The sequence below is a fragment of the Desulfoluna sp. CYM3A genome (assembly GCF_056829965.1).
Map to the genome: position 1 here is coordinate 4,896,275 of NZ_CP186556.1, position 15,508 is coordinate 4,911,782.

Annotated in this window: 13 protein-coding genes and 2 pseudogenes; 7 read left to right on the top strand and 8 right to left on the bottom strand. The window is 60.1% G+C overall.

Going from position 1 to position 15,508, the window contains the following annotated elements:
* The first annotated feature begins 15 nt into the window (after positions 1 to 15).
* A complete protein-coding gene (locus tag ACOYW1_RS24775) occupies positions 16 to 432 on the top strand; it encodes a hypothetical protein (protein WP_482418229.1) in 417 nt (138 codons plus the stop codon).
* Between the two features lie 6 nt (positions 433 to 438).
* On the opposite strand, the gene ACOYW1_RS24780 is transcribed toward ACOYW1_RS24775, so the two are convergent.
* Complete coding sequence (locus tag ACOYW1_RS24780) at positions 439 to 798, bottom strand: NAD(P)-dependent oxidoreductase (protein ID WP_482420161.1); 360 nt, start codon at positions 796 to 798, stop codon at positions 439 to 441.
* Positions 729 to 1,379: an NAD(P)-dependent oxidoreductase gene (locus tag ACOYW1_RS24785; protein ID WP_482420162.1), complete on the bottom strand. Its 651-nt coding sequence runs from the start codon at positions 1,377 to 1,379 to the stop codon at positions 729 to 731. Before ACOYW1_RS24785 ends, ACOYW1_RS24780 begins: the two co-directional genes overlap by 70 nt.
* A 153-nt stretch (positions 1,380 to 1,532) precedes the next feature.
* Between ACOYW1_RS24785 and ACOYW1_RS24790 the strand changes: the two genes are divergently transcribed.
* Entirely contained in the window at positions 1,533 to 2,513 is a 981-nt protein-coding gene (locus ACOYW1_RS24790) for a calcium/sodium antiporter (RefSeq protein WP_482418231.1), read from the top strand.
* A gap of 276 nt (positions 2,514 to 2,789) precedes the next feature.
* Here ACOYW1_RS24790 and trpB read toward each other — a convergent pair whose 3' ends face one another.
* Positions 2,790 to 4,004 carry a tryptophan synthase subunit beta gene (gene trpB, locus ACOYW1_RS24795; protein WP_482420163.1) on the bottom strand — a complete coding sequence of 405 codons (1,215 nt, stop codon included), beginning with the start codon at positions 4,002 to 4,004 and terminating at the stop codon, positions 2,790 to 2,792.
* Between the two features lie 218 nt (positions 4,005 to 4,222).
* Here trpB and ACOYW1_RS24800 point away from each other — a divergent pair, with 218 nt between their 5' ends.
* From ACOYW1_RS24800 to ACOYW1_RS24810, 3 genes and pseudogenes are all read left to right on the top strand, one after another.
* Entirely contained in the window at positions 4,223 to 4,756 is a 534-nt protein-coding gene (locus ACOYW1_RS24800) for an HD domain-containing protein (protein WP_482420164.1), read from the top strand.
* A gap of 220 nt (positions 4,757 to 4,976) precedes the next feature.
* A pseudogene (locus ACOYW1_RS24805) lies at positions 4,977 to 5,387 on the top strand (cation:proton antiporter domain-containing protein); the annotation flags it as partial.
* 76 nt (positions 5,388 to 5,463) lie between these two features.
* A complete protein-coding gene (locus ACOYW1_RS24810) occupies positions 5,464 to 6,102 on the top strand; it encodes a cation:proton antiporter domain-containing protein (protein WP_482420165.1) in 639 nt (212 codons plus the stop codon).
* Between the two features lie 506 nt (positions 6,103 to 6,608).
* Here ACOYW1_RS24810 and ACOYW1_RS24815 read toward each other — a convergent pair.
* From ACOYW1_RS24815 to ACOYW1_RS24835, 5 genes and pseudogenes are all read right to left on the bottom strand, one after another.
* The gene (locus tag ACOYW1_RS24815) at positions 6,609 to 7,370 is read right to left on the bottom strand and encodes a DUF6125 family protein (RefSeq protein ID WP_482420166.1); all 762 of its coding nucleotides are present in this window, start codon (positions 7,368 to 7,370) and stop codon (positions 6,609 to 6,611) included.
* Positions 7,371 to 7,919: 549 nt separating this feature from the next.
* Positions 7,920 to 9,722 (bottom strand): acyl-CoA dehydrogenase, encoded by a 1,803-nt coding sequence (locus ACOYW1_RS24820; RefSeq protein ID WP_482420167.1) that lies wholly within the window; start codon positions 9,720 to 9,722, stop codon positions 7,920 to 7,922.
* A gap of 138 nt (positions 9,723 to 9,860) precedes the next feature.
* Positions 9,861 to 11,231 carry an acetyl-CoA hydrolase/transferase family protein gene (locus tag ACOYW1_RS24825; RefSeq protein ID WP_482420168.1) on the bottom strand — a complete coding sequence of 457 codons (1,371 nt, stop codon included), beginning with the start codon at positions 11,229 to 11,231 and terminating at the stop codon, positions 9,861 to 9,863.
* A gap of 418 nt (positions 11,232 to 11,649) precedes the next feature.
* On the bottom strand, positions 11,650 to 13,371 hold the full coding sequence (locus ACOYW1_RS24830) for a sigma 54-interacting transcriptional regulator (RefSeq protein WP_482420169.1): 1,722 nt from the start codon (positions 13,369 to 13,371) through the stop codon (positions 11,650 to 11,652).
* Positions 13,372 to 13,483: 112 nt separating this feature from the next.
* A pseudogene (locus ACOYW1_RS24835) lies at positions 13,484 to 13,933 on the bottom strand (hypothetical protein); the annotation flags it as partial.
* Positions 13,934 to 14,283: 350 nt separating this feature from the next.
* Between ACOYW1_RS24835 and ACOYW1_RS24840 the strand changes: the two are divergent.
* On the top strand, positions 14,284 to 14,730 hold the full coding sequence (locus ACOYW1_RS24840; RefSeq protein ID WP_482420170.1) for a hypothetical protein: 447 nt from the start codon (positions 14,284 to 14,286) through the stop codon (positions 14,728 to 14,730).
* Positions 14,625 to 15,359, top strand: a complete 735-nt coding sequence (locus tag ACOYW1_RS24845) for a M20/M25/M40 family metallo-hydrolase (RefSeq protein WP_482423816.1) — start codon at positions 14,625 to 14,627, stop codon at positions 15,357 to 15,359. Before ACOYW1_RS24840 ends, ACOYW1_RS24845 begins: the two co-directional genes overlap by 106 nt.
* Positions 15,360 to 15,508: the final 149 nt, after the last annotated feature.

The following is a 15,508-nucleotide window of genomic DNA, read 5'->3' on the forward strand; positions in this document are numbered from 1 at the left end:
TATGGAGATCCGCCCATGGCAAGCCCCGCCCATGCCTTTGTCCTCTCATTCTACACCCGCTTTCCCGGTCGGGTCGCCCTCAGCGTGGGGTACGGCCCCGGCCTCACGGAGATCTTCCCTTTTGTCTTTGAAGCCCTCTGCGGCACCCCCATCGGCATCGTGGCCCTGGCCGTGATGACCCAGCAGGACCGTGAAGTGGTGCACCTCTACCATGTGGGGGCCTTCATCCCCGGCAGCGGCCACGGCACCACCATGCTGGATGAGCTCTGCAGCCAGGCAAACCGCTTCAGCGTGGCCCTCAGCCTCAGCCCCATCCCCTGTCCTACGGACACCCCGCCCCCCTTGGGCAGCGACGCCCTGGATGCCTGGTACCGACGATTCGGTTTCCAGGGAGACGGCCACCTGGTGAGAGAACCCGTTGACGGCCCATAAAGGCCATCAATACCCCTGCTCAAAATCCACGGGATAGGATAGTGCCGAGCCATTTTGCCAGGCCTCAACATTTCGGATAAAAATCCCGGCCACCTCTTCGGGAAAACTGCACGCGGCAATGTGTGGGGTCACCATCACCTGGTCTGACGTCCACAAGGGGCTCTCCGGGCTCAGGGGCTCCTCTTCGAAGACATCCAGCACAGCCCCTGCGATCTGCCGTTCCGCAAGGGCATTGAAAAGGTCCGCTTCGCAGACCGTGCTTCCGCGCCCCACGTTCATGAACACCGAAGAGGGCTTCATGGCGGAAAAAGCATTTCTGTCAAACAGATGACGGGTGGCCGGGGTGGCGGGAAGAACGGACACCACATAATCGCACCGGGCCAGGAACCCGTGGAATGCGTCCCCGAGATGAGATGCGGGTCAACACCGGAAAACGATTTGGGGCTACGACGGTAGCCCACCACCCGCATACCGAAATGACGGGCGGTCTCCGCCACATGAGCGCCGATGGACCCCAGCCCGCACACCCCCAGGGTCATCCCCCGAAGGCTCCGGTACGAAAGGGGACGCCAGGCCTTCTGAAGCTGATGGGCCCGTACGTCGAACACCTTGCGCTCCCGGGCCAGGATGTACCCGAAGACGTATTCGCTCATCAAGGGCCCGAAGATCCCCTTGACCCCGGTCAGGAGATAGTTCCTGCGAAGCCCGGGGGCGCACAGGGCATCCACCCCGGCAAAGGTCGACTGCACCCACACCAGCTTGCGTGCTTCGGGAAGCACCCGGGCCACCATGTCCGGCTGGCCCAGGATCACCTCGCAGCCCCCCACGATCTCCATGGCCTCGGCCACCGTCTCGCAGGCATGCAAAACCACGTCGGACAGCCCTGCGGCCGCCACCAGCGGCTGATAAACCAGGGCGTCCCTTGCCAGAATCATGATGTGTGTCATCCCACACCCTCCTTTTCCAGATGAATTTGTTTGCACCTCTGTTTATGCTACGGTACACATGGTTGATAAAAGTCTCCAGGGCATCGTGTCATCCGGGCACATGCCATCTGCGTCACCGCATTTAACCAGCTGACCTTACAAGGCTTACACATTTTGATACCCCTCACACCCCTCGCTTTACTTGCTGTCATTTCCGGTCTGGCCCTCCTTGTCTGGAGCGCAGACCGTTTTGTGGACGGAGCCGCCGCCACCGCACGGCACTTAGGCATGCCTCCCCTTCTCATCGGCATGGTGATCCTTGGCTTCGGTACCTCGGCGCCGGAGATGGTGGTCTCCGCCCTTGCCGCCACCCAGGGTAACCCCGGCCTGGCCCTGGGCAACGCCTACGGCTCCAACATCACCAACATCGCCCTGATCCTGGGCGTCACGGCCCTCATCGCCCCCATCACCGTCCAGTCCCAGGTCCTGAAAAAAGAGCTGCCCCTTCTCACCGCCATCACCGCCCTGTCCGCCTTCCAGATCGCCGACGGCCACATCAGCGCCGCGGACGCCTGGGTCCTTCTGGGCATCTTCGGCGGGCTCATGGCCTGGACCATCCACCAGGGCCTCAGGCGACGGGGGGATACCCTGGCCGATGAAACAGAGCAGGGCATGGCATCGGATACCAAGACCCTCTCCCAGGCCCTGGTCCGGCTTGCCACCGGCCTGGTGGCCCTTGTGATCGCCTCACGGGTCCTGGTCTGGGGAGCCGTGGAGCTGGCCCATGCCTTCGGGGTCAACGACCTGATAATCGGCCTCACCGTCGTGGCCGTGGGCACCTCCCTCCCCGAACTGGCCTCCTCGGTCATTGCCACCCGCAAAGGAGAACACGACATCGCCCTGGGCAATGTCCTGGGCTCCAACCTCTTCAACACCCTGGCCGTGGTGGGCATCGCAGGGGCCATCCACCCCCTGGATGTGGGCCCGGAGGTCCTTACCCGGGACGCCCTCACCATGGGCGCCCTGACCCTCTCCATGTTTGTCATCGGCTACGGGTTCAAGGGGTCCGGCCGCATCAATCGATTCGAAGGCGCTGCCCTGGTGGCCGCCTACATCGGCTACAACACCTGGGTGGCCATGGAGCTTTTTCGGTAAAAAAACGGTAACGAGTCAACTCAAAATTGCCTCCGTCGGCCCTGCCGGGGGCAAATTGTTCATTTGGTTTTCCGATCATTTTCAACATAACGAGCATCCAACCGGAACGTTTTTGCGGAGCTTTTTTCAAAAAGCGACCCGCCGGAGGCCAACGGAATCGTTACCCAAAAATCAAAAAAGGCCGCCCATAGAGGGCGGCCTTTTTTTATTATTCGCTGTTGATCGTGTTTTATCGAAACACACGGTCACTGTTTTTTTGGTCTATAAGCCCAAGGCTTAGACACCGTATTTCTTTCCGTAGTTTTCCACCACAAAATCGATGTCTTTGTCCCCGCGGCCGGAGAGGTTGATGAGGATGGACTCCTCTTTGGGGAGGTCCTTGGCCAGGGTCATGGCGTAGGCCACGGCGTGGGCGCTCTCGATGGCAGGGATGATCCCTTCGGTGCGGGAGAGCTCAAAGAGGGCGTCGATGGTCTCTTCGTCACCGGCGGTGACGTACTCCACACGCTCGATGTCTTTCAAGAGGCTGTGCTGAATTAAGCCGGGGTAATCAAGGCCGCTGGCAACAGAGTAGACAGGCAGGGGCTCGCCGGCGTCGTCCTGGAGGAGATAGGACTTGAAGCCGTGCAGGGTCCCGGGCTTGCCCAGGGTGAGGGTGGCTGCGTGCTGACCGTCTTCAAGGCCTTTGCCCGAAGGCTCCACCCCGTGGATCTTGACGCTCTTGTCGTCGAGAAAAGCGGTGAAAAGTCCCATGGCGTTGGAACCGCCCCCCACACAGGCCACGATATGGTTGGGCAGTGTGCCGTATTTTTCCTGGAACTGGGCCCTGGCCTCAATGCCGATGATCTTCTGGAAGTCGCGGACCATCATGGGAAAGGGGTGGGGCCCCACCACGGAGCCGATGGCGTAGAGCTGGGTCACCGGATCGGCGAGGTAGGCTTCAAAGGCGGCGTCCACGGCGTCCTTGAGGGTCTGGGTGCCGCGGGTCACGGGAATCACGTTGGCGCCGAGGATCTTCATGCGGGTGACGTTGGGCTTCTCTTTCTCAATATCGATGACCCCCATGTAGATATCGCACTCCAGGCCCACGAGAACAGCGGCCGTGGCCAGGGCCACGCCGTGCTGCCCGGCACCGGTCTCGGCAATGAGTTTTTTCTTGCCCATGCGCTTGGCCAGAAGGGCCTCGCCGAGGCAGTGGTTGATCTTGTGGGCGCCGGTGTGGTTGAGGTCTTCACGCTTCAGGTAGATCTGAGCGCCCCCGATCTTGTCGGAGAGGTTTTTGCAGTGGAACAGAGCGCTGGGGCGGCCCACAAAGTCCTTCATGAGGGTGGTCAGCTCCGCCACAAATGCGGGGTCGTCCTTGATCTCGTTGTATGCGACGGTGATCTCGTCGAGGATGGCCTGGAGTTCGGGGGGCACAAAGCTTCCGCCGTAATCTCCGAAGTAACCTTCGGCGTTGGGCATTTCAAGGCTGCGGATGTCGGTGGTCATATCTACTCTCCTGGGTCTGTATCGTCTCTTTCGCGGTCCTGCCCTTACCGGTCCGGCCGCCCTTTTTGTTTCTACGAGCAGAAACATGCACCAACCCCCGGCCTTTTGCAACCTTTTTTTGCTCCAAAAGCGGAAAAACCGCCAATCACCTTGCCTTTCGCCCCCAAACCCACCTATAGTGATCTTTCTGTCAATTTAACCGCATACAGGTGACTCTCGTGATCTCCAAACCTCTCATCGAGGCCATCGTTGCCCAGTACGTCCAACCCCTGGAAGGACGTCACGGCCTTGCCCACTGGGCCCGGGTCCTTGAAAACGGGCGCCTGCTGGCCGACCTCACCGACGCTGACCTCGCTGTTGTGGAACACTTTGCCGTGTTCCACGATGCCTGCAGAAAAACCGAAAGCTTTGACCCCGGCCACGGAGCCCGGGGCGCTGAGCTGGCCCGCCGCCTCCACAAAGAGGGGCTCGTCCCCCTGGACGAAGACCAGCTGGCCCTTCTCACCCACGCCTGCGAAGCCCACACCGACGGCCTCATCACCGGCGACCTCGCCGTGCGGGTCTGCTGGGACTCGGACCGCCTCGACCTGGGCCGTGCCGGCATCCGCCCCGCCCAGGGCCTCCTGTGCACCGGCGCCGCCCGGGACAGCGAGCTCATGCAGTGGGCAGGCGAGCGAAGCCTTGCCGGCCACCGACCCGACCTCCTTGCAACGGAGTGGGGCATTGCCCTCAAAGACGAAATACCCGCATAAAACAACGTAAACTGTCGCCGCGCCATCACCATGCCTCCGGCAAAACCGCCGGAGGCAAAAATGAACGCACGGCCGTCAGCTGATTCCCATGATCACCATCCCGCTCAGGACCCTACCCATGCACCTGTTCAACGCCATTGCCATCCTCATCTCCCTGGCCGCTCTTTTCAGCTTCATCAACGACCGTTTTATCAAGCTCCCCGCCACCATCGGCATCATGATGATCGCCATGCTCATGTCCCTTGGGCTCATCCTGGTGGCACCCTTCGGGCTGGACCCGGGGGTGGCAAAGCTCATCTCCGGCATTGACTTCAATACCACCCTCATGGTGGGGATGCTCTCCTTTCTCCTGTTTGCAGGGGCCCTGCATGTGGAGATGGACGACCTGCTGGCAAACAAGATTGAAATCGCCCTTTTTGCAACAGTGGGGGTGGTGACCTCCACCTTTGTCACCGCTGTGCTGGTCTACGGGGCCGCAAGCCTCATGGGCCTGGAGCTGGCCTTCATCCACTGCCTCCTCTTCGGGGCCCTCATCTCTCCCACGGACCCGGTGGCCGTGCTGGGAATCCTCAAATCAGCGGGAGCGCCCAAAAGCCTGGAGGTCAAGATCACCGGGGAGTCCCTCTTCAACGACGGCATCGGGGTGGTGGTCTTCCTCACCATCCTGGAGATCGCCACGGGCCAGGCAGCAACTCTCCTTCGGCCACGTGGCGGCCCTGTTCGCCACCGAGGTAGCCGGCGGCCTCGTCCTGGGCCTGGTCACAGGCTGGATAGCTTACCTGATGCTCGCCAAGGTGGACAACTACCAGGTGGAGGTCCTCATCACCCTGGCCCTGGTCACCGGCAGCTACGCCCTGGCCCTTGCCCTTCACCTCTCCGGCCCCATCGCCATCGTCGTGGCCGGCCTCCTCATCGGCAACCGGGGGCGGGCCTTTGCCATGAGCGACAAAACCCGGGAGCACCTCGATACCTTCTGGGAGCTCCTGGACGAGACCCTCAACGCCGTCCTCTTCCTGCTCATCGGCTTTGAGATCCTCATCCTCACCGTAAGCAAGCGATTCCTGGCCCTGGGTGTGCTGGCCTTCGGCATCGTCCTTGTGGCCCGGTTCGTCTCCCTCACAGGGGCCCTGGCCCTGCTCAAGCCCTTCCGCCCCTTTGCCAAGGGCGCCCTCTCCATCCTCACCTGGGGAGGCCTCAGGGGCGGCATCTCCGTGGCCCTTGCCCTCTCCCTGCCCGCCACCATCCCGGTGCGCGACGGCCTGGTAACCATGACCTACGTGGTGGTGATCTTCTCCATCGTGGTCCAGGGCCTCACCATCGGAAAGCTCATCCGGCGGCACCACTAACAATTAAAAAAGGCAAAAAACATGCCTCCGGCGACAAGGTGAGCCACCTTGAAAGCAGATTGCCACAGCGCTCTCCCCTTCGTTCCTCAGGGCAAAGCGCTATGGCATTCACGCCGTCCGTCCCCCTTTTGCCCTTCGCCTTTCACCTTTCACCTTTCACCTTTCACCTTTCACCCTTCACCCTTCACCCTTCACCTTTCCCCTTTCGCCCTTCGCCTTTCGCCTTTTTGCCCTATCCCCTATTTCCTATTTCCTATTTCCTATTCACAAAAAAAACACCGCCGTCCCTCAAAACGAGCAACGGCGGTGCCTTGAAAAAAAGCTCTGGCTCACAGCACGGTGGAACCCCCAACGCGGTCGGACGTTAGAGGGCAGGAAGAAATGCTGGTACAATTCATGGGTCACATCGATGCAGAGAACCGAAACATCATGAATTAAGGAGAGATTTGAGCCAGAACATCGGTGTGGGCCGACCCGTCACGGTCGACCCCGATAATCGGTGGTGCTTAGCGTCCCCCTTCCGGGTCCAGGATAAATTTCCAGGCGCAGACCCAGGTGTCGGGATGGGCGTCCGGCGGGCATCCCACACACTCTGTGCGGATGCGCGGGTCAATGGCCCTGGCAAAAGAGGGGTATTCCACAAGCCCTGCGGATTTGCAGGGGTAGTCGTCCAGGCCTTTTCGCTGCCTCGCGGTCTGGACCCGACACTTGTTCATCTGAAAAACAAAGCTGTTTTCCTCTTCCTCCACAATGGACTGCTCGTTGATCCGCGCGTACATGCGGAATTTCAAGGCCGTCTTGAGCCCTTCCAGTCCGGGCTTTTCAGAGAGCCCCAGCAACCGTTTCACGGCCGATGCCTCAAAGGGTGAAAAATGTGCCCAGCAGGAGTCGTTGCAACGTTTGGCGTCGTTCATCCCGTGGGTGAACTCCACGGACTGGAACCACACCCCGTCGTTGGCCAGCCAGTTGATGGAAATGGACTCCAGAAACGCGTCCATGGCCTCGTCATCCAGGTTAAGGAGCGCATCGGGAATGCCGTCGGTGAGGCCGAAGCCCAGGGTCTTGGAGAGGCGTTTCAGCTGGATACCCCGGCTTGTCTCCAAAGCTTTCCAGAGGGTGTCGTGGGCTTTTTCCGTGCCCATCTGATGCCTCACCTCAGTAAACCACAGGACGTGATGCATGATAATACGATGCATCATGTCCATGGCCAGCGTCGCCTTCTCTTTGCTGCCCAACCCTTCCAGTGCCGTCTTGGTCGTGTCCGTCATCTTGTGCCTATCCCGTTAAGGGCTATGCCCTAAAATAATAATACATAACGAAACGCCGCCTTAAACTCATTATGTGTCGAAGCAACGATCAAAAAATCATGCTGAGGATTTATGGAATGATCCCGTCATGTGTCATTTATTCCTGGCATGGCCTTAAAATGAATGCCATGCATGGTGTCGCACGATTCCCGGGGCATCTCCCAATGCAAAAACCATTTCCCATGTGCCCCCGGCGGCCAGGGCAATCATCGCCCCTGGCCTCCAAGGTGCAGGCCCCTTTGGCCTTCGGTCCGGAACACCAAACGGGACTGCCTGTTGCACAGGAGTTTTACTTACAAAAAAACAACATCATCATAAAATATACCAATACACACAGCCTTCGGGATCCCGCATCGGCCACCACGCTCCGTCCGTGCAAAGCAGATGGATAACTCTTCACAACTATTTCCGATCCGGGATCCGGGGGCAAGCCTTTTTGCAAAAAGGCTCCCCCCGGCTTTCCTCTCTCAACAGCAAGGAGGCCCCGAAGTGGCGGCGGGGCCCGTCATGCTATTTCCCCCCGAATCCTGCGTCGTCCATGGCGGTCACGGCACCATCGCAGGTTTGAATCGCATCCATTTTGCCCATGGCGGCGGGCAGCATGGTGTTGATGAAGAACCGGGCGGTGGTGACCTGGCCCTTGTAATATGCGGCATCCTTTTTCTTCTTCTCCACAAGGGGAGCGGCCACGGTGGCGCGCCACAGGAGCATCCAGGCCATGGTGAGATCGCCGGTCACCTCCAGAAGCGGATGGGAGAAGGCATAGGCGTCCAGCACCTTGTCGGACATGGCGGCCTTGCTGATGGCGGCGGTCACTTCGGTGTACTTGGTGAAAAAGGCCTGGAGGTTCTCGGCCAGGGGCGCCACGTCGGGAATCTCTTTGGCCTGGTCGATGGTGTGGTGGATGGTCTCCAGAAAGTCCATGAAGGGCTTGCCCTTTTTCATGCCGAGCTTGCGGCCCAGAAGGTCCATGGACTGAATGCCGTTGGTGCCTTCGTAGATCATGAAGATGCGCGAATCCCTCAAAAGCTGGGCCACGGGAAACTCTTCCACGTAGCCGTAGCCGCCGTACACCTGGATGCCGTGGCTGCAGACCTCAAAGGCCTTGTCCGTGATGTAGCCCTTGATGACCGGGGTGAGCACTTCCAGAAGGAGGCTGTACTTGCTGCGCTCGTCCGGGTCCTCGCTCATGGCGATCTTGTCGTGGCAGAGGCCGCCGAAGTAGATAAGGCTTCGCATGCCGTCCACGTAAGACTTCATAATGAGGAGCTGACGCTTGACGTCCGGGTGGTGGATGATGGTCACGGGGGCGGACCCGGACGGATCGGTGAGCCCCTTGGTCTGGACCCTTTCACGGGCGTAGTTCAGGGCGTGGATGTAGGAGGCCGTGGCATTGGCAAAACCCTGGAGCCCCACCATCTGACGGGCTTCGTTCATCATCTGGAACATGGCGGCCATGCCCTTGTTCTCTTCGCCCAGAAGGGTGCCGATGCACTGGCCTTTGCCGCCCAGGGTCAGGGAGCAGGTGCAGTTGCCGTGGAGGCCCATCTTCTCTTCAATGCCGGTGCAGACCACGTCGTTGAACTCGCCCAGGCTGCCGTCCTCGTTGATGCGGTACTTGGGAACCATGAACAGGGAGATACCGCGGGTGCCTTCCGGGGCCCCTTCGATACGGGCCAACACCGGGTGGATGATGTTTTCCACCATGTTCTGCTCACCGCCGGAGATGAAGATCTTGCTGCCGGAGATGGAATAAGTGCCGTCGTCGTTTTTCGTGGCCACGGTGGTGAGGGCCCCCACGTCGGAGCCTGCCTCGGGCTCGGTAAGAAGCATGGTCCCGGACCACTCACCGGAGAACATCTTCTTCAGGACCTGTTTCTTCTGAGCCTCGGTGCCGTAGCTCTCGATGAGCTTGGCCGCGCCGTGGGAGAGCATGTTGTAGAGCATAAAGGCGTTGCAGGCGCCGTAGAAGTACTCGTTGGCCGCCATGGAGACCGCATGGGGAAGGCCCTGGCCGCCCCACTCCGGGTCGTCGCTCATGGCCAGCCACTCGCCTTCGCAGTAGAGGTCGTAGGCGTGCTTGAACCCTTCGGGCACGGTGACGGTGCCCGCGTCAAAAGTACATCCGTCATCCCCCACCTTCTGCAGGGGGAGCATCTCCTTGATCCCCAGATTCCGGGCCTCACCGATGATCATGTCGATGGTTTTTCGATTGAACTCCGCATAGGACCCGCCCTTGTACTCTGTGCCGACGTCCAGCTGTTCATGAAGTACGAAGTCGATATCCCGTTTGTCTGCAATCAGTTGAGCCATGAATCGGTTCCTTTCATCGTTGTGTGAGTAATGATCAAAGCTGAATGAATACTGTCTCCGGCGACAAGGGGGACGAAGCCGCGATTGCCTAAAACCGTCGTAAATGAATGGCAGGTGGTGCCTGTGCGCTTTATCGCTTTAGGCGCAGGCCCCCACCATGTGAAGCACCTCGTCATTGCGGTTGGCCGCACACCAGATCCGCATGTTCTCGGCCTCCCGCACCAGGTCGTCCCGAAAATCCGGGTGGGCGATGCTGATCAATGCCTCGGCGCGTTCCCAGGTGGATTTGCCCTTGAGGGAAACCATGCCGAACTCGGTGACCACGTACTGGGTAATGGACCGGGGCAGGGTCACCACGGTGCCCGGATCAAATACCGGCCTGATGCGGGAGATGAGCTTGCCCTCGGCATCCCTTGCCGTGGATGAGAGGCAGATAAAGGATTTTCCGCCCCTGGAGTGATACGCGCCGTAGGCAAAATCAAACTGCCCGCCGGTGCCGGTGATATGGCGAAAGCCTGCGGACTCCGAGGAGACCTGGCCGTAGAGGTCCACCTCCAGGGCGTTGTTGATGGAGACCACCCGGTCGTTGGCCGCGATGTTGAACAAATCGTTGGTGTAGTCCACGGCGTAGCTGGCGCAGGACGGGTTGTTGTCCAGAAAGTCGTAGAGGCGCTGGCTTCCCAGGGCAAAGGCGTAAACCATCTTGCCTCGGTCCATGGCCTTTTTGCTGTTGGTGATCTTTCCGGCCTCGAACATCTCCAGGTAGGAGTCGGCGAGCATCTCGGTGTGCACGCCCAGGTTCTTGAGATCCGAACGGGCAATGAGCTTGCCCACGGCGTTGGGCATGCCCCCGATGCCGAGCTGGATGCAGGAGCCGTCCTCGATCTCATGGACGATGCGCGTGGCGATGGCCTTGTCCACGGCGGTAACCGCCGCGTCCGGCAGGGTGAGCAGGGGCTTGTTGTCCGACTCCACCACCACATCCACCTCGGAGATGTGCACCGACTCTTCGGCCCCGCCCAGGCACCGGGGAATGTTCTCATTGACCTCCACGATGACGGTGCGGGCGTTTTCGATAATTGCCCGCTGAAAGGAGTTGGCGATGCCGAAGTTGAAATTGCCAAAGCTGTCCATGGGTGCCGTGCGCACCATGCAGACATCGCAATGAAGGTTCTGTCGGTAGTGGGACGGCCCTTCATGGTAGACAAAGGGGATGAAATGGCAGCTTCCACGGTCGTGGCTCTTGCGCTCCCCTGAGCTGAAGTGCCAGCTGTTGTAGACAAAGCGACCGCTTTCTGCGGGAACCTTGGCCACCGCGGCCACACCGGGAAAGGCCAGGGCCCGGACCTTGACGTTCCAGAGTTCGTCCTGGCGCATGGCCAGGGCCGCGTCCAGGTATTCGGGGGCACAACAGAACGCTCCGTAGTCCACCCAGTCCCCCGGGTGAACCAGACACACCGCATCCATGGCCGACATGAGCTTGTTCTTGTAATCGTTGATGAACCCCATAACTCCTCCCTGTGCCGATGGTAAGTCTCAACAGGCGGTGCCAGGCGGGGGCACCCCCCTGCAGGGAGTGTGGGAGACCCTGCGTCAATGGGGAGTGCTGCCGCACAACATGGCCCACGGTGCCGCCGAACCGGTGAAACCGGGCTGGGTACCCGGTGACGATTCCATTCCACCGTTATCCGGCGCATACGCCGTTTCAATGAGTAATCATGGGCAACAAACATGCCACCTCTATCAACAAGATTCCAGAAGCCTGTTTTTCATAAGGAAAGTAGTAAAGAGAGGAACCGGAGGCCCTGAACAGGAAGGGGGGAACCGATGTGGCGATATCGCCACAACCCGTTCCCCCCTTCCGACCGTTCCCTGTTTGGTTCGAATAGCTTACGCCATTTTGTGGCGGAATCACCACACCACGTGGTTATTTCAACCCATACTTGCGCATCTTGGTAAACAGGGTCTTGCGATGGATCCCCAAAATCTCCGCCGTTCGCCCCTTCTGCCACCGGGTCTTCTCCAGGGCATTTTCGATGACCCGCCTTTCAAAGGCCTCCACAGCCGCTGTCAGACCCACCCCGGCGTCGGGCAGGGCCTCCTCCTCTTCGGGATCCTCCACGAGGGTCTCCGCCTCCATCAGCTCCATAAAATCGACCTTTCGCAAGGTCACGTAACGCTTCAGCACGTTTTGGAGCTCCCGGATGTTGCCCGGCCAGTGGTAGCGGGTAAAAGCTGCCAGGAGCCGCCCGGTGATGGGCGCCACCTCCCGCCCGTCCGCATACATGGAGAGAAAATGATCGATGAGAAGGGGCAGGTCGTCCTTGCGCTTGCGCAAGGGGGGCAGCTTGATGGGGATGATGTGAACGCGGTAGTAAAAGTCCTCCCGCATGAGCCCCTTCTGGACCAGCTCTTTGAGATTCCGGTTGGTGGCCGCCACAATGCGGATGTTGGGCTTACGCACCAGGGTGCCCCCCACCGGTGTGTAGCCGCTTCCCTCGATGGCCCGTAAGAGCTTCACCTGCATGTTGAGGCCGATCTCCCCGATCTCGTCGAGAAACAGGGTGCCCTCATCGGCGATATCCAGAAACCCCTTCTTGTCGGCGCTGGCCCCGGTGAAGGCCCCTTTCTTGTACCCGAAGAACTCGCTTTCGATGATGCTCTCGCTGATGGCGCCGCAGTTAACGGGCACAAAGGGCTTGGAACTCCGGTCGCTCATCTTGTGGATCGCCCGGGCCACCAGCTCCTTGCCGGTGCCCGACTCCCCGTAGACCATGACGTGGACGTTGCTGGCCGCCGCGTTGAGGATCAGCTCGTAGACCTCCTGCATCACCTCGCTCTTGCCCACGATGTCCCCGAACTTGTAGCGCTCCCGGATGGAGGAGCGAAGCCGGAGGTTCTCCTTTCGCAAGTGCTTGGCGCTTGCGGCGATGGCCTCTTCCGTGAGCTTGCGGTCGGTGATGTCCAGGACGATGGACTGCACCTTGATCACGCTGCGGTCCGTATCGAAAATCGGGGTGCGCACCGCAAAATACCAGCGGTCCTCCTTGGGGCTCTTCACCTCCTGGCGCACCGTCTCTCCGGTGAACACCTTCTCCGTGCACCAGGGGCAGGGGGTGTCCAGCCCGTAAATCACCTTGTGGCAGAGTTCCCCCACGGCGTTGCGGCCGATCTTCTCCTCCAGGGTCCGGTTGATGAACTCCAGGCGACGATCCGTGGTGATGATGTAGATAAACCCCTCGAAGGTTGTAAGAATGGCGGAGAGCTTGGCCTCGCTCTCTCGCAGGCTGTTCTCGGCGAGCTTGCGTTCGGTGATATCCATGAACGAGGCGATGCTGTTCATGGTGCCCGGGATCATCCCCACCTTCATGTAGATATAAGTGAGGTTCTTTGCCTTGTCGTGGATGCGGCACTCGTACTCGATGGGGATATCCGCCCCGGGCTTTCGCCGTCCGTAGTGGTAGCGCTGCATGCGGTCCAGGTCCTCGGGGACCACGAACTGGGACCACTTCATGCGGTTGTCGATCTCTTCCCGGGTGTACCCCACCATGGCCTCGAACCGCTCGTTGGAGAAAAGGATCGTCATCTCGTGGTCGATGATGATGGTGCGCCTTGGGCCTCCGTAACACCGCCCGGTACATCTTTTCACTCCTGGCAAGGGCCTTGATGGACTTTAAGCGACCGGCGCCCAGGCGCAACTTGTGGACCGCCTCCCCCACCCCCTTTGCCAGTACGCCCAGGAGGTTCAGCTCCTCGGCATCAAAAAGATAGTCGCCCGACGCATACAGGGTGATGACCCACGACTCCCCCATGGAAAGGGCAATGGGCAAACTCACCGCAGCGGAGTAGCCCATCTTCAGGGCCTCATCGCGCCACTGGGCAAAATTGTAATCCGTTTCGATATTCTGGACAATGCAGGTCCGCTCGTCGGCCATGGAAACTGCAGCCGGACAGCCCAGCCTGTCTGCGCCGTCCCCCCGGATCATCGCCAGGTCGGGGCAGAATGCCTCCAGGCCGTCCCCGGCGCGCACGGACAACAGCTCCCCCTTTGCCGCGGGCGGCCCCCCCACCCAGGCATAGTCGTAGCGACTCTCCCCGGAAGACAGGAGAAGGCAAAGCTTGTCCACAAGCTCGTCTTCGGTTTGTGAGTGAATCAAGATATTGAGAAAAGAGATATAGGCCTTGTGGTTCTGCGCTCTGCGATCATCCATGGGTGGCTGGCCTCGTGATAAAAGATAAACTCGTCACACGTCGATGCCTCAGTTACGGGGCAGGCAAACATCGTGGCGGGATGGTAACACAAGGGAAGTAGAAGTTCAAAATTTACTCTCATGATCCCTGTTCAGGAAAACGCCTCGCCGTCTCATGGCGACGAAGGAAAATTTCGCCGTCTTTCACTTAACGGTTTTTTGTCCATGTGGTAATGGTCGTGGATGACAGGCGACGTGCCGCGGCAACGGATGCATCAACATCCCGGCGGCACAAGATGTTTCGCCACGGCCCCACCCCACAACGCGAAAGGAACAACACGATGCGCCCCCCATTTCAGCAAGACACCTGCATGGATCTTCTCATTACCCTGGCGGAAACACCCGGGCCGAGCCTGGAAGAGACGTTGAGACGAAAGGTTCTGGAGGATTTTTTTACCACCCGGGGCGTGCCCTTTTCCGTGGACGGCGCCTGCAACCTCCGGGTGCTTTTCGGAGAAGGCCCCTGGGAAGAGACCGTGGTGTTCGATGCCCACATGGACGTGGTGCAGGAAGGGTTTGAGGCCAAAGTGACCCGCGACAAAGACCGGCTCGTGGGCATGGGCGTGGCCGACGACCTGGCTGCCGTGACCCTCCTGGCCCACCTGGCCGCAGATCTTCGTGACCGCAGCATGCCCTGGAGCGCCCCCTTCTCATCCTCTTCTCCACCGGGGAAGAAGGCGACGGAAACCTCAAAGGCATCCGGCACCTGGTGGCAGAAAAGGAAAAGCCGCCCCACCTCTTTGTCTCCTTTGACCTGAACTTCGACAATATCTGCCTGACGGCCCTGGGGTCCAAACGCTACCGCATCGCAGTCCAGGCCCCCGGTGGGCACAGCTGGAGCGACTTCGGCCTGCCCAGCTCCATCGATGCCCTCATGGCCCTGCTCACCGACGTCAAGCACCGATTCGGCGCCATCACCGCCACCCACCCCGGCCAGGCATCCTGCAACGTCGGCACCATCCAGGGTGGAGAAGGAATCAACTCCATCGCCGCAGGGGCCTCGGCAACATTTGAGTTCCGAAGCGTGGACCCAAAGATCCTGAACCGCCTGGACCAGGACCTGCAAGAGAGCCTTGCCTCCCACGTCACAGAAGCCGTCACCTTCTCCTGCACCACCACGGGAGAGCGCCCCGCGGCCTCCCCGGTGGAGAGCCACCGCATCGAACCCATGGCCGTCAAAGCCATCCACGACGCCACCGGCATCACCCCCAAAGAGATCCCCATGAGCACCAACATCAACGTCCCCCTCTCCAAAGGATGGCCCTGCGTCTGCATGGGCCTCTGCCAGGGCGGCCGCTTCCACAGCCACGAGGAGTACCTTGTCATCGACTCCCTGGCCCAGGGCTGGGAAGTGCTGCACGCCATGCTGCCGGATGGCAGGGCTTAAAAGCAAGCCTCCGGCGGCCAGGTGGGGGCACCTGGAAACCCTATGGCGAATGCATGGAGATGGCGGGTATACGAACGCTCACAGGGCATTCGCGTGGTGTGTGACATGGGGCAACCGCTTATTCAGGAGAGGCCTGGGAGTGTCTGTTG

What these genes read in the sequence shown, in the direction of transcription:
- ACOYW1_RS24785 (WP_482420162.1), bottom strand. Translation starts at nt 1,379, where the DNA reads ATGACACACATCATGATTCTGGCAAGGGACGCCCTGGTTTATCAGCCG.
- trpB (WP_482420163.1), bottom strand. Translation starts at nt 4,004, where the DNA reads ATGACCACCGACATCCGCAGCCTTGAAATGCCCAACGCCGAAGGTTAC.
- ACOYW1_RS24775 (WP_482418229.1), top strand. Translation starts at nt 16, where the DNA reads ATGGCAAGCCCCGCCCATGCCTTTGTCCTCTCATTCTACACCCGCTTT.
- ACOYW1_RS24840 (WP_482420170.1), top strand. Translation starts at nt 14,284, where the DNA reads ATGGATCTTCTCATTACCCTGGCGGAAACACCCGGGCCGAGCCTGGAA.
- ACOYW1_RS24815 (WP_482420166.1), bottom strand. Translation starts at nt 7,370, where the DNA reads ATGACGGACACGACCAAGACGGCACTGGAAGGGTTGGGCAGCAAAGAG.
- ACOYW1_RS24820 (WP_482420167.1), bottom strand. Translation starts at nt 9,722, where the DNA reads ATGGCTCAACTGATTGCAGACAAACGGGATATCGACTTCGTACTTCAT.
- ACOYW1_RS24825 (WP_482420168.1), bottom strand. Translation starts at nt 11,231, where the DNA reads ATGGGGTTCATCAACGATTACAAGAACAAGCTCATGTCGGCCATGGAT.